The organism is Cochleicola gelatinilyticus, assembly GCF_001637325.1.
In the GTDB taxonomy this organism is placed as follows: domain Bacteria; phylum Bacteroidota; class Bacteroidia; order Flavobacteriales; family Flavobacteriaceae; genus Cochleicola; species Cochleicola gelatinilyticus.
Window position 1 is genome coordinate 99865 of sequence record NZ_LRXL01000053.1, and the last position, 18802, is coordinate 118666.

Genomic DNA, 18802 nt, shown 5'->3' on the forward strand with positions numbered 1-18802 from the left:
ACCAAATATAACACATAATTTGAGTTAACATGGGTAGTTATACTTTTCCAACACTGAGATTGGCACGAAACCCAGCTCACTTAAGGTGTTGTTAGAACGTTTAAAATCGGCATATAAACGTTCGTAACCCTCTACGTTAGAAAGATCGAAAAACCCTTTAGGAGTTTGTAGTGAAATAGTGCATGCTGCTTTTGTTTTTAGCTTCAGTCGTAGGGAGGCTCCTTTTTGCACCCCCATAAAACCTTCAGAATTCTTTTTTGAAACAGAATATCGATTGAGTTTTGCTAATGTATATAATGCATCTTCAGAAAGCATCATTTTATTTGAAACCGTTTTTAAAAGATATTCTTCTTTCAGTTCCACCCCAATCACTTTGTACAGTTTGGTATAAAAATTAATAGGGTCGAGTTTCAATTCTTCAAAAAATAGAAAATGAATTTGTTGCTTCGGAAAATACCCCAATACTGTTTTTGCTATTTCCCCATAAAAGCAACAACTAAGGTAATCCATTCCTAAATTGGTTTGGTACAACCAATGTTGAAGTGTTTTTGTTCCGAAGAAATTATACTTTATATGGTATTTAAACATCGACACTAACGCCTCTGGCTGTCTCCGCATAGTTATTACAATGTGAGCGTCGGGATTGGTTTGAAATAAGCGCGCTAGTACCTGTTGAAATTTCACTTTCTGAAAACCGCCACTTAGTAAGGTTTCGTTGCTTTCTACACAAATTTTATTCGATGGGAGCTCAGGGCGGTTTAATGTCCACCATTCTTTTCCTGTAAAAAAGCGGGAGCGGCTCACGTGCAATCGGGGATCATTTTGAAGTGTTTGCTGCACAGAAGTAGTTCCCGATTTTGGAATGCCAATATGAAAAAGGCGGTAGGTTTCCATTAGTAAAGAGTGTTTTTACCTTCGAGGTTCTTAAAAAAAAGAGGTTTTAATTCTTCCAACGCTTCTTTCGGTTTATGCCACCAATCTAATGCTTTTATCTCTCGTTGTACGCTTTCTGTAAAGCGAAATTTTACGTGCTTGGCAGGCGATCCTGCAACAATAGAAAAATCTGCTACGTCTTTTGTTACAATCGCTCCCGCCGCTAATATGGCTCCATCTCCAACCGTAACACCACCAAGAATTGTAACATTTTGACCAATCCAAACATCGTTACCAATTATAACGGGCTTATTTTGTTTCAATGATGTAAGTTCGCCCTCAAACAAGGAAGAATTGATATAGGTGGATAGATAGTGTACGGGATGATTGGTAGTAATAATGGATACATGTGGACCTAACTGACAATAGTTTCCTATGGTAATAGTTCCATGAAATGTAGAATTATACCCTAAGGTGGTGTATTTTCCAATCACTATAGCACCGTTAAAATTGCACCCTGTAGCAACTTTGTTTTCGCCTTTAAAATCAACTTGCTGTAATCCGCGAGAAATCCCTGCCGATCTTGCGTTTCCCTCTGCCACAGGGCCAGCATAGGTACTTCCAAATCGCATAAGACGGTGAATAATATGTTGAAAAAAACGTTTCATTAATAAGTTGGGTCTTTCATTCCTTTCCATCTAAAATACAGTTTCCGGATGGGTGCCTTTTGTAAGATAAAGGTATGCAATAGTTTATAGCATTGTACCATTAGGGAACTTTTTATAATTGCTTCGGAAGGTTTTTCAGCAAAAAAAGGAGGTGTTGTATTAGTGCTAATTTTACTGAAAATATCGTGCATCCAAGGCTCTGAAGCATTGCCTAAATGATAGGCATAATTTTGAAGCGTTGCCAGTCTAAGATAGCCTAGCTCATTATTAGGTTTATCAATGTACTCAAAATCTGTTTTTTTACTAATAAGATCTTTTGCCGATGCCTTGGGTGCATGTTGAAAGACTTCCGATCGAAGGGTTGCTACAAAATGCCCACAACTTAAAACGGCAGCTCCATTTTTGTTTTTTAGACATAAAAATTTTTTCAATCTGCTACCCTCAAATAAGTTTGCCCCAACACTTTCCTGAAATTTAACCAACGCATCCGGATCGGGGACATTCTCAAAAGAAACCATCCCTTTACTGAAACCATACCCAAATGTAGAGGAAGCGGCTTTGTGTTTATAAATATTACTTACTGGAACAGGCGATACCATACCAGCCTGCGGAAAATCATGAAAAACCTTTTCTACGCCTTGTTGCCAGTTGTTTAAAAATAGCACATCGGCATCGGTAATGGTAATAAGTGCTTCCGATTGACCTCGAACACAAGCATGTATGGCGTTGATCTTTCCAATATTGGTTTTAGAATGCACCAGCTGGTCGATGGCAGTATGAGTAGCAAATAATTCTTTTAAATAATCGGATACTTCTTCACAACTCGCATTGTTGAAAATACTAATCCGAGTTTTGTGATGAACGGTTTTTAGTAAACTCTCTAGGCAATACCGCAGTATTAGAAGTCCTTCTTTAAAATAAGCTTCTTCAAGATTAGGAATATATACCGGCACTACAACTCTATGGTAGCTTTGGGCAGTAGATGTGGTATGTTCCTTTGCAGGGTTTTTTCCTATTCTCAAGAATTCGATTTTAGTAGGACTTGGTACGCTTTAAAAACGTTATTTTTTATGGTTTGATATTCCCATCGGGATTTTTGATCCTGATTGATTTTAAATGCGTTTTTAATTAAATCTCGATCATTAAGTGCTTTGGTAATTCTTTCCGCAATATAAGATGGATTTTCGGGTGCTGCAATTAGGAGCCCGTTCGTTTCGTCTTCGATCACTTCTTCGGTAACTCCCCCTGGGTTTGATTGAATTGGGAAAGCTCCCATGATTATTGCTTCCAACAAAGTATTTGGCATACCGTCTGAGGTACTGTTCCCAATATACAATAATGCTTGTCCCATGAGCTGCATCATTTCCTCTTGTGCTAATTTTGTATTTCGGTCGTAGACGGTTACCTTCTTAAAAATTGCTGTAAGTGGCTTACAGGCTACTACAACTTCACTATGTGCTGAAAAAACAATAAGATTTAAAGTACTATACTGTTCTGGGTTTTTCTGAAAAGCTTCAATGACACTTAGTGCCTTTCCGAAGGTATGCTGATAGCCTTTTAAGACAATGGTTTCCCGCTTAGAAACCGGGACGATGTATTTTTCAAAAACAGCAATAGGATAGCCTCCTCCTCCAGGAAACACCCCAAAATGAGATCCTTTAAAACCAAGCTCTCTTGCGATAGTAAAATCTCTTCGACAATCGGTATGTATGTAATCTACCCGTTGTAAAACCTCTAAGATCTGCTTTTTATGACGTTTATTTTCTTTGTAATGAAACAAATCACTTCCCCAACATGAATAGAGCCACAGTACTTTAGGATGCTTTTTTAATGCAGGAAGTAGCGGAACACTGCAATGCTGCATTTCGAAACTATGTACGATATTGAAGTGGTGCGTGGCTAGTAACTGAGATACTACTTCGGAAGGCGTTACCTCGATCGCTCCTTGAATTCTCTGGTAGACGGAAGGAAACGTTTTTTTAAAAAAGGATTTCCCACTTATGTTTATTTTGTTTTTTTTCCACCCTGTAATTTGAATTATTTTGCAGGTGAAAGGGGCCGATCCTCTGTCTAAAATATCGAACCAATACAATTCGTGCCCTTCCGCTTCAAATTGATTGATCCAGCGAATGGCATGAACAGACGGCATTGAGACAAATAGAATTTTCATAAAAAATACCGTGTGTTTATAAATCGTTTTAACGTGTAATATCCCGGCTTTTTATAATAACGTTGCTGCAAGAGTTTAAGCAGTTTAACGCCTTTTTGTTCTTCTTTGCTGAGCGTTTCTTTTTTAAGCAACACCTGTTCAAGTTCACTTAAAAGAATCCGGTTTTGCTTTGTAATATGGATAGATCGAAGCACTTTAAAAAAGACTTTTTTAAATACCGCTGAGGCTGGTGTAACTGCAGACGTTTTAATGATTTTGGTTACCTTTTTGTAATAGGAAATATAGTGAGTTAGGTTGGTGGGTTTTATTTCTGAAACCGGTACAACTTTATAAAAAGCATCCGATTGATTTATAAACTTAAAATTTTCTTTAGAAGCTACAATAGCTCGTACGGCTAATTCGGGATCTTCAAATAGTTGTATGTCTTCAGAAAAGCCATTCAGTTTTAGAAAAAAAGATGTTGAATATAGGGGTGCGGTTACATTCCATGGAAAATCCATCGTAATAAAACCTGTTAAAAAATCGGTAGCTGTAAAACTTTCATAGGTGGAAAAATCTTTCAACTTTGGAGAATCTATATACGAAGACATAGGGAATATCCAAAAGTCCTTATCCGGAAACTTGTGAGTTTTTTCTAAGCGATTTGCAATACAAGTTGGAACCAATAGGTCGTCTGAATCTAAAAATAATAAATAATCTCCTTTGGCGTGTTCTGCACCAATATTTCTGCAAGAAGAAGGTCCTTTAAGGCGATTCTCTGGACGTTCTAAATATGTAAAGCGGGCGTCTTTATTTTTCCAAAACTCCATAACCTTTGCAGTTTCATCGGTCGAACCGTCATCGATCACCAGACATTCCCACCGAGAAGATGTTTGGTTCTGTACACTTTGAAGTGTTTCTTCCAATATGCCGGCACGATTGTATGTTGGGATAATTATGGAGACCACTAGTTGGGTAGGTTTATATCGAAAAAAAAGTTTCGAAGGGATGCATTTTTAGACCTTGCTAAAGATACCAGTTTTGTCCCAATTAAAAGTTTTTGAAGTCTCAAGGGATGCTCTTTTAGAATACTATTTTTAAACTTTTCTAAAATAAAATCAACCGTTTTTTTATCTCTGTGTACCGTTGCTTCATATAAATATCCCACCAGAAATTTGTAATACCGCTCCATAATACGTATTTCCCCTATGGTCTTCGCCATTTCAAAATATTGATTCGAAATATAACTTTGCGACCAACGATATGCTGGAATATAATCTAAAGCGTTTTTACTCGTCTTAGTCTCACCGTGCTGCCGGTATAATAATGTCTCTTGATGCACTAAAGCAAAAGCATTGGATTGAAAAAACAACCGACTGTATAATTCGGTTTCTTGCCCTCTTTTAATAAGTGGGTTAAACAGATCTTTTCCTTCTAAAAATGTTTTTCTCCACAACACCATTTGCGTCACTACCTCAATCGCACCCATTGCATAATTTTTAAACACTGTATGTTCCTTATTAAAGTTAAAAGGTACTACTTCTTTTTTCTGAAGCTGTTCATCGGTGCATCGGGCAAGGCTGATACAATAATCAGATTCTTTTTTCTGAATCTCGTTTAATTCTAAGGCTAATTTCTTCGGAAGCATAACATCATCGCTATCAAACCACTGAATAAAAGAACCTTTTGCTTTACTGAAACCAAAATTTCTACAGGCATTTGCCCCTTTCTGAAGCGACTCAGGTCGTTTAAATCCTTGTATTCTGGAGTCTATTAAACCATATTCCGTTACAAGGTTCCAAGAATTATCGGTTGAACCATCATCGACCACTATACATTCCCAGTTTTGAAACGTTTGCGCTACAATAGAATCGAGGGTCTCAGCTATAAGTTTCTCCCGATTGTACAACGGAACGATGATCGATATGTCGGGAATGTTCTGAATCATTAATTGCTTAAATCTGGTAGGTTTTTGTAAAGTGAAAGTAATTGCTTTAACAATATATCATTACTATAGTTTTGTTTTACAAATTCACGTCCCTTTTTCCCCATTCTTTTACGTTGATCAGGATGAGTATGGAACCAAACAAGTTTCTCTACAAAAGACGCAACATCGTTTTCTTGTACAACAAATCCAGTTTCATTATTTAACAATCCGTATTTCATTCCTCCCGCATTCGACACTAATACAGGAACTTCCATAGCTTGTGCTTCCTGTATAACGAGCCCCTGATTTTCAGCTCGTCCAGTGGCAGGATCATGTATTCCTGGAAGTAAAAACACATCAGAATGTTCCAATGTTTCTATAATCGTTTCTTGAGAGACGGCTCCTTTTAACGTAATATATTCCGATAAGTTAAAGACTGCGATGTATTCTTCTAATTGCAAACGCAACGGGCCTTCTCCAATAATTGTTAACTGAATTTCTATATTATTTTTAATCAATTCATGAACGATACGAATGGCGATATCGGGTCCTTTAAAGGGCACCAATCGTCCACAGAAAACAACGCGTAAGGTATTAGAATCTAATTTTTCTTTTTTAGATGTGAACTTGTCAATATCCAGTCCGACTGGAAGAAAACGAAGTTTAGTAGTATCTGGATGTATCTGTTCGATGATCTTTTTCGAATATTCAGAATTATAAGTGCATACCCCCATGTTTTTAAACAACACTTTATATTCTTCTTGGTATTTCGCTATCATGGAAGGGTCAATATCATAGCCATGAAACGTAGTTACCAACCGTTCTTTTTTAAGAAAGCCAGCATCCCTTAATCGAGAGATAAATAATCCTGGTTGTGCAAAATGACAGTGAATTACATCAAAATTCTGCGTTCCCAAAAACCATTGGCATTGATAAAAATAATGTAACGATAGTACCTTATTCCCCGTTTTAAAAGGGTTGATAGTCGCTAGCAACTTTACTAAACTTTTATCGTTGCTACTAAGTGCCGAGAAAAATTCTTGTATTTTCTTTCTTGTATTTTTTGGTGGAGCTTTCCAATATACGACCTTCTCCATCAATTTGTTATCGTAGATTGATTGGTGTATAACGCCTTCTTTATTATATCGAAAAGCAAAAATGGTTATTTCATGTCCATCTTTCAGTAACGAGATCATTTGGTTTACGATAAAGGTTTCGGTAGTAACCGGAAAAGTATTTAATACAAAAGCGATCCTCATTTTATTCGTTTTCCAATTAATTTCTCTTTCGTTCTGTGGTGCTTAAAAAACAAGTTAAGATACGTAATTAAAGAGGTCTGTTTTAATCGTACTCGATAAAATAAACGAGTAACTATTCTTGAAAAGGAATTCGCACGAAACCAGCGCTTGTATAATTTAATGATCTCTTCTTCCTGATCGATGCTTTTTTCCTGTGAAAGATATTCACGCACTAAGCGTTCTTCAAAGCAACGTTGAAATATTTTTTGGTAATTAGAATGATTCCGAGTTACTGCCCCATGTTCACGAAAATAATTTAAGGATTCAGATACAAAACCTACGTGGGTATTTGGGCATATCTTCAACCAAAATAACCAATCGCCACACATTTTCATCGTAAGATGTGTTTCAGAAAAAAAAGAATGAGGTACAAGTGCTCTTTTAAAAATTACAGCGCTAGCATTCGGAATTACACATTTCACTTTTAAATATTTTGACACAAAACTAGCTCCCGAAATCTTAAAATCATTCTTCCAGAGATTCGGATTAAAATTTTCTGTATAATATATTCGATCCGCGTTAATTTTGTCCGCAGCATCAATATCGTAAGATTGTGCATATAGCACTCCCAATTCTTGCTCTTGTGCTGCATTAAAATCTAGTAGTTTCTGAAGAAATTCTAGTTTGCAAAAATCATCAGACTCAGCCATCCAAATATAAGTTCCCTTAGCCAACGCAATTCCTTTTTGCCATTGTTTAAAGGGGCTCCCCGAGTTTTCATCATTAAGTACAACATGCGACACTTCTTCTCTTTCTGCATATTTTCTTAAGATAGAAACGCTTCCGTCTAAAGAATAATCGTCTAATAATATGACCTCGAAATTGCGATATGTTTGATTAAAAATACTCTCAAGCCGTTTCTCTAGAAAAGCTTCATGGTTGTAATTTGGAACGATTATGCTAACTAAAGGCGTTTTCATTTATAGCAAATTATGCTTTAAAAGCAAAGTTGTAAATGCTTCGGAAACTTCCGTTTTACTGTGTGCTACTAATTCGTTACATGTTTTGAAGGAAAATTGGGGAGTGTCCTGATTCATTATATTCATGATTTCTGAAGCGATTTCAGAAACAGAAAATTCTTTAGTTACTGTTAAACATACTTCCGGAACTGCTTCAATAACGCCGCCACAAGGAAATGAAACAACGGGCTTTCCGAAGCAAGCTGCCTCTAGAGAAACCAATGAAAAAGATTCACTTAATGAGGTTAGCAAAAATCCGTTGATGGCGTTTATATACTCGTAATATTCTTCGTTCTTCCCTGTAATAAAAGTTACTACCTGTTCAAGATTCCATTCTTTTACTAAAGATTTTAAATAATCTTCGTAAGCACTATCGCCCTTATAACCAATCCACATAAATTTTGCATTAGGCTTTTTTTCGTTAACCTGTTTTGCAATATCAATAAACATTTTTGGGTTCTTATTTACAGTTATAGTGCCTGCCATGCCCCAAACAAAATCGGTTTCTTTGTAGCCTAAAGAAGCTCGCAAATTTTTATTGGATTGGGGAAGTGCAAATTTAGAATAATCGAGTGTAGGATGTAATACCTCAACCTTACTGGTTCTCCCCATTGTTTTAAAATAAGAACGCACATGTTCTGAGCTACAAATTATAAGATCGGCCTTATCGATTACTGTAGCAAACAAATGAGCAGATATCCCGGTGAGCATCGCTTCAGTTTCATGAATATAAACAATAATTTTTTTTCCTTTCGTTATGGCTTCGGGAAAATAAACAAGTGTTTTTAAGGTATTCAATACCACTACATCATACGCTTCATAAAGGGGAAAGCGACCTAAAAAAGAGCGTTTCACAATAGAATCGCCTATGCCTATTTTACGTTGTATTTTTTGCTTTAATCCTTGCTTCTGCGCAACTGGTTTTAACAACCTTATAGGTTTATTTATTTCTGAAGCTAATTCAGGCGCTTTGTTGGGAGTAACTACATCGATTTGAAATTCATCTGTTAAAGAAGTAAGTAGGTTCAACAGCGCTATTTCTGAACCGGTTCTACCCAAATAAGGCGTTATGGCGAGTAGTTTTCTCATGCCTTTTCTAAAAACGGGCAAGAATGCAACAGATCGAGTTGCACTTTTTGAAGCACTGCAAGATCGGGCAAAAGGCTTTCTGAAGCAATTTTGCGTGTAAGCAACACATCATCGTATTGAAATGGTTTATACAATCGTATTCCTACCGACATAAAATAGTCGTTAAATTTTATATCATCACCATCTAGTTTATCTGAGAACAATACCCAAGCTGCTTTTATACCATAGGCGTGTGCTACAATTAAACCATGCAAGGAAGACGAAAAAACCATACTTGCCGTTGCTATCTTTTCGATCACTCCGGGAATATCTGGATCTTTTAGATCGATCACAATAACTCCCTCTTCGTCTTTATATTTATTATTTACCGCTTCGTAATCCACATAATGAGGAACAAGAGCGATGGTATTGGTTTGCGTTTTTTTTGGCACCGGAAAATAAAACGGACATAACAGCGCCGGGTCTCCCCATATTGGCTCCATATGTTGACCGCTCGCAAGTACTCGACTATACGAAATAGGTCCTCTAACAGCTAAAAAAGTACTTTTTTGAATTGGTTTTTGCGAATGCATGATTCCCGAACCCCAAACGATGTTATTCTCTTTTGCCTGATCTAAAATACTCCCGATGGTGAAGAACACTTTCGAGAGACCATTGTTATTGGCAACAGCAGCATTTTTATTAGTCCATACTACTTTCTTACCAGAAATCCGTTCGACAAGCAAGGGCACTAAAGCATCTCCAAAATTATCCCATTCTTTTCCAGCCAAGTACTTGTTGGAGGACCAATACACAGGAAAGGTATCTGGATTTCTTTGTATGTTGCTTTTAAATAGTTTTTTCAAACCCGTATTGCTTTATCTATATTTTCTATCTCTTTATCAGTAAGCTGTTCTCTCCACTTGTCTTTGCCTTTCACATTAAGCGGCTCTGAATGAATTTCGAAATCGGTATCTAAAAATGCTTTTAACTCGTTCATAAGGTCTGGATAACGATCGTAAAAATCTTCATAGTTAATCACCAACACGTGCTCTGGAAACTTTTCTGAAAGATAATCAAGTCTATCGACATGAGCTTTCCATCGTATTGCACATTTGCTTTCGAGCGGTAAATCTTTAAACGTCTTAAGGTTATTACGGTTAATCCCTAAAAAAGAATTTTCTTCATCTAAAGGTATTCTTTTATACCAACTTAATACCCCATCGTGATTTAACATACTAGCAACTGTGGCATATACATTGCGCTTAATACCTATAAACTGTGCCTTTGGGAAATATTCGTGAATCTTTTCTACAAACCAAATGTTTGGGTGTGTTTTTTCTAAGATGTACTTTTTTTTACTTTTCTTGAATTCTTTTTTATATAAAGATAGAATATCATCAAAATCGGATGCATTTTTATTTAACCCTGCTGCCAACTCTGTAATTGGTAAAAAGAACTTATCTTCTTCAATAAATGTTTCTATCTCGGGGCTATTCCCAAAGGTTCGCCCTAAGAGATGTGTGCCTGATCTCCCTGATCCAATTACGAATATAAGTTTCTTCTTAAATTTTGAAAATATCATGCTCCATTAAAAATTTACTTTTTGACAATACATTTAGTTTTCCGGTATTGAAGAAATCACCTTCCTCCACTTGAATTTTAAAATTGTTCTGAACTTTATCTACTTCTTTACCACTTTCATTGCTTATACGAATGGTAAGTGGATAAGTTCCTGGAAGAAATGGCACCTTATCAATATGCACTTGTACTATATTAACGCCCGAATTAAGCGTAAGTTTACGTTCAATAAGCGCATTACTTAAATAGACCAGTCGCTCTCCTCGTTTTCCATCGATCCCTATTTCCATACGAATATTACCCTGTTCTTCGCTCGCACTAATCTCGATAAAAATGTTTAATTCATGTCCGCACTGGACTTTGTTAGTCTTTATCTTTTTCGGACTTAACAAATACACATCTTTTATAAATACCGGAGATAATGCTGTATTTTCAGTTCTTTTAAAACTGTCTGTTTCATCATTAAGCTTTAAATATTCATCTATTATCTCTTGTGTAGGTCCTTCTGTTTTAATGCGACCATTTTCCATTAAAATACATCGTGTACACAATTGTTGTACAGATACCATATTATGGCTTACAAAGAGAACGGTTCGCCCCTCGCCTTTAGAAATATCCTGCATTTTCCCGATTGCTTTTTTCTGGAATTCTGCATCTCCAACTGCAAGTACTTCATCAATTACCAAAATATCGGGTTCTAAATGTGCGGCTACGGCAAATGCTAAACGAACTCGCATTCCACTGCTATAACGTTTAACAGGAGTATCGATATACATTTCGCAACCAGAGAACTCGATGATTTCCTCAAGTCTTTCTGCTATTTCAGATTTATTCATCCCTAAGATAGCACCGTTAAGAAAAATATTCTCTTTACCTGTTAATTCGGGGTGAAATCCTGTACCAACCTCTAGGAGAGAAGCTATGCGACCTTTCGTTTTAATAACTCCTGTGGTGGGGCTTGTTACTCTGGATAGCAGCTTCAGAAGGGTTGACTTACCTGCCCCATTTTTTCCGATGATTCCTAATACTTCACCATCTTTCACTTCAAAATTAATGTCTTGTAATGCCCAAACGTATTCTTCCGAAGTCTTCATGCTACGATCATTTAAAGCACCCACTTTTAAGTAGGGATCTTCTTTACCTCGAATGGCATGCCACCAACGGTTTACATCGTGCGTAAATGAGCCAGTACCAACCAATCCTAGTCGGTATTGTTTAGAGATATTTTCGGCTTTTAATATTACGCTCATTGTATAAACGGATTTATTTATATGGTATCTATAAAGCTCTTTTCTGTTTTATTAAAAACGATCATTCCCACCAGAAAAAGAATTACAGAAAAAAGGAAGGTGTAGGTAACTCCAAACCATGAAAAGCTTCCTGTATTTAAGATCATGAACCTAAACCCTTCTATGATTTGTGTCAATGGATTAAATTCCACAAAATCTGATACGAAAGAGGGAAACTTATTTTTTGCTTCAGCTAATGGATATGGTACAGCAGACATGTACATTAATAAATTAACTACAAAACCTAATAAAACCTGAAGGTCTCTATATTTAGTTGTAAATGCAGAAATAATCATTCCAGCTCCCATTCCCAGTAATGCCATCATTATTACATAAATAGGAAAAAGTAATAAATACAAGTTGGGTGTAATGCTATGTCCTGTTGCTGTATAATAAATGTAAACACATATAAGAATTAATAATTGTATTCCAAATTTTAATAGGTTCGATATGGTAACAGAAAGAGGCATAATCAATCTCGGAAAATAGACCTTTCCGAAGATATTCTGGTTTCCTCTAAAGGTATTTGAAGTTCCAGTTAAACACACTCTAAAATAATTCCAAGCTGTAATTCCAGCAAGGTTGAAAAGTAAAGGCGGAATTCCTCCCGTACTAATATTACCAAGTCCATTAAATACTAATGTAAAAACTATAGATGTAAATAAGGGCTGAATAAAGAACCACAAAGGACCAAGAATGGTTTGCTTGTATACGGTTACAATGTCTCGTTTTACAAATAAAAATAACAGATCGCGATAACGCCAGAGCTCTGCAAAATTAAGGTCTATAAGCGCATGCTTGGAAGAGATCTCATACAACCAATTTTCATCATTCGCTTTCATATTTCTTTAATAGGATTCAGGTTCTATGTACTACTTTTAATACATTTATTTACGCTTAAAAACATTCTTTATTTTTTCCCATAAACTTGGTTTTTTCACATCCTCGTGGTAACCATTGGCATAATTTCCGTAACCATAACCGTAGCCATAGCCATAACCATAACCATGTTGTGCTTTTTCTTCGTAATAATTAAGAACAAAGCTAAGGTTGGTAATCTCTCCTGTTTTATACTTTTCGTTTACAAGACCAAACATCCCTTTTTTGGTGTAATTTTGACGCACAATATATAACGTAGCATCTGCAAATTTTATTAATTCAAGTGAATCTGCTACCAGTCCAAGTGGCGGTGAATCTAAAATTACATAATCGTACTCTTCTTTTAATTCATTAATGAGATCCTCCATTCGGCTGCTCATTAATAATTCTGAAGGATTTGGCGGAATTGGTCCTGATGTTATTACATCTAAACTAGGCAACATGGTTTTTTGAACTATTCCTGAAAGTGATGAGTCGCTGATAAGATAATTTACCACTCCAATAGAATTATCGATATCGAAATCTCCAAATATTTTTGGTTTACGAAGGTCTAAACCTACCAATACAGTTTTCTTTTCGCTCAATGCCAATACCGAAGCGATATTAATTGATGTAAATGTTTTTCCTTCACCACTAACAGAAGAAGTTACCAAAACCGTTTTTGCACCTTCTACTCCTTGCTTTTTATATAAAAACTGCAAACTGGATCGCAATGCTCTAAACGATTCTGCAATTGCAGATTTTGGTGTATCTAACACAGCGAGATTTCCAGTAATGTGACTTTTTCCGATAGCCCCTAAAATTGGGATTTTCGACAATCGCTCTACATCTTTTACAGAATGTATCTTGGTATTAAAAAACACCCGTAAAAAAACGAATACAAAAGGAATTAAAAATCCAAAAAGACCGGCCATCATGTAATTTAAAGTAGTGTTTGGCCCTACTTTTCCTGCACCTGTATCTTTTGCTGGATCAATCACGAGTACATCACTTACATTTGCAGCTTTTACCAAGCCAGCTTCACTACGCTTTGCAAGAAATAGATCGTATGTTCCCTGGCTTAAATTATAACGGCGCTCAATCTTTAGTAATTCTTGTTGTTCCTTCGGAAGGCTTCTAATCTGTGATTCATATCCAGAAATTTCTCTGTTTAAATTAGAAAGCTCTTGGTTTTTAATACTCTTTGAAGACCTAATATTTTCTAAAAGAACAGATTTTACTGCATTTATCCTACGATCAATATCTGAAAATATAGGAGCTCCTTCCTTAAATGAATATTGTAATTTATTACGTTCTTCAGCCAATTCTATGATTCTACCAACCCCACCAACAATACTAGCTTCTCCAATACCGGCGACAGAAGGTGCTGGTACGTCACTATAATCGGAACGACTTACAAGATAACTTTCTAATACATTGTAATAGTTAAGTTCACGAATGGCACTTTCTTTACGAATATCAAGTTGATTTAATTTAATATTAATATCATTTCCTTCAATTTCAAGGTCGAAAATGGCATTTTTATTTTTAAAATTATTGAGCTCTTTTTCAACTCCCTGCAACTCTTCAGACTTTTCAGTAAGACTGCTATCGATAAAACGAATTGTTTTGGTTGCAAAAAGATTTTTTCGTTCCAGCATATTATCACTCAATACTGCAACCGAAGTATTTAAATAATCTACAATTTTAGCTTTGTTTTTACCTAATAAACGTAATTTTAAAATCGAGGACCCTTTGCTTTCTGGAGTAACATTAATGGCCATAAACTTTTTAACAGCATTATCAAACTGATTAAAAGAAAGGTAATACGTTTTCCCTGTAACCACGCCTATCTCTGTATTAGGAACAAAAGTTCCGCTAAAAAAAGGTAAATTTATTTTCTCCCCTATTTTAAAGGTTTGCTTAAAACTGCCCATTTCCACGGGTATACTAGAAATCTCCCTCGTAGTAAAATTTTGTCCTCGTACACTACTCCCTAGAAAATCGGTTTCTATAGAAAAAGTAATTGAATCTTGAAAAATAACCTTCAATTGTTGGCCTAGTAACTGAGATTTTGAGGTATCTACTTCAAAAAAGAAAGGTGTTTTTTTATAAGCATCGATTTGTTGATACTCCCCATCAATTGCATACGAAACGTAATACTGGAGTCTTTCAACAACCTTCTCATTATGAGATCTAGATCGAAGAGTTATAATTGCCGTATTAACCTTATCTGTGGTTCCACCCCAATTAAACGTTAGACTTGTATTACTAGTAAAAAATGGATTCTGATCATCTTTGATAGAGATCATATTCTCTAACTGATAAATGGGCAATTTTCGAATATTTACAAAATAAGCAATCCCAAAACCTATCGCTAAAGAAATAAGAAACAAAGGCCAATAGCTTATAAGTGTATAAAGAAATGCCTTAAAATCGAAGGTAGTATGTGCATCGTGTACATCGTTTTCCTCGCTCATCATAATCGTATAAATAATAATGTAGCTGTTGCCAGCGCTGTAACTATACTAAGTATTGTGGTAAAAGATTGCAAACCTGTAGTTCCGGTACCTATAGATTTTTGTGGTAACGGATTAATTAATATTAAATCATTAGGACGAATGTAATAATACGGTGAGTTCATAGCATCTATACGTGTTAGATCAATATGATGTACTTTTTGACCTAAAGGGTATTGCCTTACAATCACTACATTTTGACGATCACCAGTAACGGTAATATCACCGCTATTAGCAATTGCCTCCATTATAGAAACTTGATCTCTATATATAATATTAGACCCTGGACTACTTATTTCACCATTAATAGTATATCGTATTCCTGCTAATTTTGCCGTCACGAAAATATTAGCTTCTTCTTTAAAGAAATCTCTTAATAAACGCGCTTCTATCATTTCCCTAATCTCTTCAACTGTCAGTCCTAATACGGGCAACTCCCCCAAGCTAGGAATGCGAATATTACCATGAAGATCAACTACAAATCCATCGTAATACAATCGTTCCTCCCCTGTGGCTGAAGAATTAGCATCGTTAATCGGATTAAAAATTCCAACAGTTTCTTGATCTAGTGCTTTTACCCGAATACTCAATAAATCGTTTACTTGAACACGATAAGGCTCTTGAATTTTCCTTACAGTTACAAGACTATCCACAGCATATTCTTGTTCTTGAAGATATGTCAACTGCTTAGTAGAAACACAGGACGACATGCTAATAAATGCTAAAAGTAGCAGCACGAATGAGGTCAGCTTCATAGATTGCGGGGTTGTTAATCGACAAATATAACGCATAAACGATAATAACAAAATATTATTTGAGATAACTCCATAATTTCCACCTATTTTTGAAAAAAATTAAAATACGTGAATTACCTATCTGTCGAAAATATATCAAAATCTTATGGGGAAAGAATCCTCTTTCAACATATTTCCTTCGGAATTAACGCCGGACAAAAAATTGGATTCGTAGCTAAAAACGGAACCGGAAAAACATCAATGCTCAATATTCTTTCTGGAAAAGAAGCTCCCGATGAAGGAAATGTCGTCTACCGTAAAAACTTAACGGTCGCTTTTCTTTCGCAAGAACCTAATTTAGATCCTAAGCTTACTATAGAAGAAACCATTTTTGCTTCAAAGAACCCCATTCTTAAAATAATCTCAACGTACGAGAAAGCCCTGCAAAATTCACATGATGCAGAACTGTACCAAAAGGCATTCGATGCGATGGATGCAAATAACGCTTGGGATTTTGAAACTCGCTACAAACAAATTCTATTTAAATTAAAACTGGAAGACCTCTCACAAAAAGTTGGGAAATTAAGCGGAGGACAAAAAAAACGGCTTGCATTGGCGAATGCCTTACTCACACAACCCGATCTGTTGGTGATGGATGAGCCTACCAACCACCTAGACTTGGAAATGATCGAATGGCTAGAAGAACTCTTTGCCAAAGAGAATTTCACTCTATTCATGGTAACACACGACCGTTATTTTTTAGAAAGAGTCTGTAATGAAATTGTTGAACTCGATGAAGGAAAGCTATATAGCTATAAAGGAAACTACAGCTATTATTTAGAGAAACGAGATGCACGAATCGAGAATGAAGCCACAGAAACTGCCAAAGCAAAACAACTTTATAAAAAAGAACTCGATTGGATGCGTCGCCAACCAAAGGCACGAACTACTAAAAGTAAATCGAGAATAGACGACTTTAGCGATATTAAGTCGCGCGCACATCAACGAAGAAACGACCATGAAGTGCAACTCGAATTAAACATGGAGCGATTAGGAACAAAAGTGGTCGAGTTACACAACATCTCTAAATCGTTCGACGAAAAAAAGCTATTTCAAAATTTCGAACATAATTTTTTACGGGGAGAACGTGTAGGAATTATTGGAAAAAACGGAACTGGAAAATCTACATTTTTAAACATCGTAACCGGAAACATGGTGCCCGATTCGGGAAAAGTAGTGATTGGTGAAACCGTAAAATTTGGATATTACACACAAAAAGGAATTGCAATAAAACCAGGGCAAAAAGTAATCGATGTTGTACGTGATTTTGGTGATTACATTCCTCTTAAAAAAGGAAAACAGATTTCTGCACAACAACTTCTAGAACGGTTTTTATTCGATCGCAAAAAACAATATGATTTTGTAGATAAATTGAGCGGTGGTGAGCGAAAACGCCTTTACCTCTGTACGGTTTTAATTCGAAATCCGAACTTTCTTATTCTCGATGAACCTACCAACGATCTCGATATTGTAACACTCAACGTACTTGAAAGTTTTTTACTGGATTTTCCAGGTTGCCTAATCGTAGTTTCGCACGACCGATATTTTATGGATAAGATAGTAGATCATTTATTTGTGTTTCGAGGAGATGGAGTAATTCAAGATTTTCCTGGGAATTATTCCGATTTCCGCACGTATGAGGATAGTACTCCTTCAGAAAAACCAATACCTTCTGAAAGTGATTCGAAAACAAAAAACGACTGGAAAGATGGAAATGAAAAGGCCAAACTAAGCTACAACGAGCAGAAAGAGTATAAGAAATTAGAAAAAGAAATAGCAAAACTTGAAAAAGATCGAGAAACCCTTCAAAATAAATTTGCAACCGAAAATTGGGACGGTGAAGAGATAGACAAACAATCGCAACACCTTCAAAAAATAATGGATGCTATCGATAGTAAAACAGAACGGTGGTTCGAATTATCCGCAAAAATGGAAGAAGGGTGAAACGAAATTAAAGATTAATTTTAAAAACATTATCACGTAACACTACTCACTTTAAAATGCCCTAATAGTTTTAAAATTCGTGTATCACCAAATTAAATCATACATCCAATTTTTATTTAGCTCCACAAATGCGCATGGAGTTCACTCGCCATTTGTTTACAACCTTGTTACGAAATGCTTTTACGACAAAAAGAAGTACAAAGAATATTTACTTCTGAAAGCACATCGAAAAGAATTAACTCTTACTTCTGAAACAATTTCGGTTACAGATTTTGGAGCAGGATCAAGAGTATTCACATCGAAAGAACGTCAAGTTTCAGCCATTGCAAAAAATGCGGGAATAACAAGAAAGAGACAACGTCTATTATTTAGATTAAGCAACTACTTCTCTGCAGAAACTACGCTCGAACTTGGCACTTCGTTAGGTATGGCAACAGTTGCATTATCCCTTGGAAATCCTTCTGGAAAAATAAGTACGGTAGAAGGTTGCCCCCAAACTGCAACTATTGCAAAGAAGTATTTCGAACAATTTCAGCTTCAGAACATCGAATTATTTCAAGAGAAATTTGAATCTTTTCTAACCCGTTATAAAGAACCTGTTTCTCTCGTATTTATCGACGGAAGTCATTCAAAAGAAAAAACGCTTCAGTATTTTGAAAGCCTATTGCCAAATATTACTAATGATTCTATAATAATCTTTGACGATATTTACTGGAGCTTAGAAATGACAGCAGCATGGAATATAGTCTGCAAGCATCCAAAAGTAACTGTAAGTATAGATACATTTCAATGGGGCTTACTTTTTTTCAGAAAAGAACAAAAAAAACAACATTTTAAAATTAGAGTGTAACAAGGTGAACAGTACAACGTCTTAT

Annotated in this window: 17 protein-coding genes; 2 read left to right on the forward strand and 15 right to left on the reverse strand. The window is 35.9% G+C overall.

What is annotated here, in order from left to right; translation table 11 throughout:
• Positions 1 to 24: 24 nt before the first annotated feature.
• Genes ULVI_RS14790 through ULVI_RS14860 form a run of 15 tightly spaced genes read right to left on the reverse strand, consistent with a single transcriptional unit; the run spans position 25 to position 15944 of the window.
• A complete protein-coding gene (locus ULVI_RS14790; protein WP_068593580.1) occupies positions 25 to 894 on the reverse strand; it encodes a sulfotransferase domain-containing protein in 870 nt (289 codons plus the stop codon).
• Positions 894 to 1541: a CatB-related O-acetyltransferase gene (locus ULVI_RS14795; protein ID WP_241781002.1), complete on the reverse strand. Its 648-nt coding sequence runs from the start codon at positions 1539 to 1541 to the stop codon at positions 894 to 896. Before ULVI_RS14795 ends, ULVI_RS14790 begins: the two co-directional genes overlap by 1 nt.
• On the reverse strand, positions 1541 to 2563 hold the full coding sequence (locus tag ULVI_RS14800) for a glycosyltransferase family A protein (RefSeq protein ID WP_068593582.1): 1023 nt from the start codon (positions 2561 to 2563) through the stop codon (positions 1541 to 1543). Before ULVI_RS14800 ends, ULVI_RS14795 begins: the two co-directional genes overlap by 1 nt.
• Positions 2560 to 3711, reverse strand: coding sequence for a glycosyltransferase (locus tag ULVI_RS14805; protein WP_068593583.1), 1152 nt, complete (start codon positions 3709 to 3711; stop codon positions 2560 to 2562). The genes ULVI_RS14800 and ULVI_RS14805 overlap by 4 nt, the downstream gene beginning before the upstream one ends.
• The gene (locus tag ULVI_RS14810; RefSeq protein WP_197463523.1) at positions 3708 to 4658 is read right to left on the reverse strand and encodes a glycosyltransferase family 2 protein; all 951 of its coding nucleotides are present in this window, start codon (positions 4656 to 4658) and stop codon (positions 3708 to 3710) included. Before ULVI_RS14810 ends, ULVI_RS14805 begins: the two co-directional genes overlap by 4 nt.
• Entirely contained in the window at positions 4658 to 5638 is a 981-nt protein-coding gene (locus ULVI_RS14815; RefSeq protein ID WP_068593585.1) for a glycosyltransferase family 2 protein, read from the reverse strand. Before ULVI_RS14815 ends, ULVI_RS14810 begins: the two co-directional genes overlap by 1 nt.
• The gene (locus ULVI_RS14820) at positions 5638 to 6876 is read right to left on the reverse strand and encodes a glycosyltransferase (RefSeq protein WP_068593586.1); all 1239 of its coding nucleotides are present in this window, start codon (positions 6874 to 6876) and stop codon (positions 5638 to 5640) included. Before ULVI_RS14820 ends, ULVI_RS14815 begins: the two co-directional genes overlap by 1 nt.
• Positions 6873 to 7835, reverse strand: a complete 963-nt coding sequence (locus tag ULVI_RS14825; RefSeq protein WP_068593587.1) for a glycosyltransferase family 2 protein — start codon at positions 7833 to 7835, stop codon at positions 6873 to 6875. The genes ULVI_RS14820 and ULVI_RS14825 overlap by 4 nt, the downstream gene beginning before the upstream one ends.
• Positions 7836 to 8963 (reverse strand): glycosyltransferase, encoded by a 1128-nt coding sequence (locus tag ULVI_RS14830; RefSeq protein WP_068593588.1) that lies wholly within the window; start codon positions 8961 to 8963, stop codon positions 7836 to 7838. It lies immediately after the preceding gene.
• Entirely contained in the window at positions 8960 to 9808 is an 849-nt protein-coding gene (locus tag ULVI_RS14835) for a polysaccharide pyruvyl transferase family protein (protein ID WP_082830893.1), read from the reverse strand. Before ULVI_RS14835 ends, ULVI_RS14830 begins: the two co-directional genes overlap by 4 nt.
• Positions 9805 to 10527: a sulfotransferase family protein gene (locus ULVI_RS14840; RefSeq protein ID WP_068593589.1), complete on the reverse strand. Its 723-nt coding sequence runs from the start codon at positions 10525 to 10527 to the stop codon at positions 9805 to 9807. Before ULVI_RS14840 ends, ULVI_RS14835 begins: the two co-directional genes overlap by 4 nt.
• Positions 10508 to 11773, reverse strand: a complete 1266-nt coding sequence (locus ULVI_RS14845) for an ABC transporter ATP-binding protein (RefSeq protein ID WP_068593590.1) — start codon at positions 11771 to 11773, stop codon at positions 10508 to 10510. Before ULVI_RS14845 ends, ULVI_RS14840 begins: the two co-directional genes overlap by 20 nt.
• A 17-nt stretch (positions 11774 to 11790) precedes the next feature.
• A complete protein-coding gene (locus ULVI_RS14850) occupies positions 11791 to 12654 on the reverse strand; it encodes an ABC transporter permease (protein ID WP_068593591.1) in 864 nt (287 codons plus the stop codon).
• Positions 12655 to 12699: 45 nt separating this feature from the next.
• Positions 12700 to 15153: a polysaccharide biosynthesis tyrosine autokinase gene (locus ULVI_RS14855; RefSeq protein WP_317039848.1), complete on the reverse strand. Its 2454-nt coding sequence runs from the start codon at positions 15151 to 15153 to the stop codon at positions 12700 to 12702.
• Positions 15150 to 15944, reverse strand: a complete 795-nt coding sequence (locus ULVI_RS14860; RefSeq protein ID WP_068593593.1) for a polysaccharide biosynthesis/export family protein — start codon at positions 15942 to 15944, stop codon at positions 15150 to 15152. Before ULVI_RS14860 ends, ULVI_RS14855 begins: the two co-directional genes overlap by 4 nt.
• A 108-nt stretch (positions 15945 to 16052) precedes the next feature.
• On the opposite strand from ULVI_RS14860, the gene ULVI_RS14865 reads away from it, so the two are divergent.
• Both ULVI_RS14865 and ULVI_RS14870 read left to right on the forward strand, forming a co-directional pair.
• Entirely contained in the window at positions 16053 to 17927 is a 1875-nt protein-coding gene (locus ULVI_RS14865) for an ABC-F family ATP-binding cassette domain-containing protein (protein WP_068593594.1), read from the forward strand.
• 79 nt (positions 17928 to 18006) lie between these two features.
• Positions 18007 to 18777, forward strand: coding sequence for an O-methyltransferase (locus ULVI_RS14870; protein ID WP_068593595.1), 771 nt, complete (start codon positions 18007 to 18009; stop codon positions 18775 to 18777).
• Positions 18778 to 18802: the final 25 nt, after the last annotated feature.

Bases quoted from the DNA above. Each gene is read 5' to 3' on its own strand.
- ULVI_RS14795 (WP_241781002.1), bottom strand. From the start codon at position 1,541: ATGAAACGTTTTTTTCAACATATTATTCACCGTCTTATGCGATTTGGA.
- ULVI_RS14840 (WP_068593589.1), bottom strand. From the start codon at position 10,527: ATGATATTTTCAAAATTTAAGAAGAAACTTATATTCGTAATTGGATCA.
- ULVI_RS14860 (WP_068593593.1), bottom strand. From the start codon at position 15,944: ATGAAGCTGACCTCATTCGTGCTGCTACTTTTAGCATTTATTAGCATG.
- ULVI_RS14850 (WP_068593591.1), bottom strand. From the start codon at position 12,654: ATGAAAGCGAATGATGAAAATTGGTTGTATGAGATCTCTTCCAAGCAT.
- ULVI_RS14820 (WP_068593586.1), bottom strand. From the start codon at position 6,876: ATGAGGATCGCTTTTGTATTAAATACTTTTCCGGTTACTACCGAAACC.
- ULVI_RS14805 (WP_068593583.1), bottom strand. From the start codon at position 3,711: ATGAAAATTCTATTTGTCTCAATGCCGTCTGTTCATGCCATTCGCTGG.
- ULVI_RS14815 (WP_068593585.1), bottom strand. From the start codon at position 5,638: ATGATTCAGAACATTCCCGACATATCGATCATCGTTCCGTTGTACAAT.
- ULVI_RS14790 (WP_068593580.1), bottom strand. From the start codon at position 894: ATGGAAACCTACCGCCTTTTTCATATTGGCATTCCAAAATCGGGAACT.
- ULVI_RS14825 (WP_068593587.1), bottom strand. From the start codon at position 7,835: ATGAAAACGCCTTTAGTTAGCATAATCGTTCCAAATTACAACCATGAA.
- ULVI_RS14845 (WP_068593590.1), bottom strand. From the start codon at position 11,773: ATGAGCGTAATATTAAAAGCCGAAAATATCTCTAAACAATACCGACTA.
- ULVI_RS14830 (WP_068593588.1), bottom strand. From the start codon at position 8,963: ATGAGAAAACTACTCGCCATAACGCCTTATTTGGGTAGAACCGGTTCA.
- ULVI_RS14855 (WP_317039848.1), bottom strand. From the start codon at position 15,153: ATGATGAGCGAGGAAAACGATGTACACGATGCACATACTACCTTCGAT.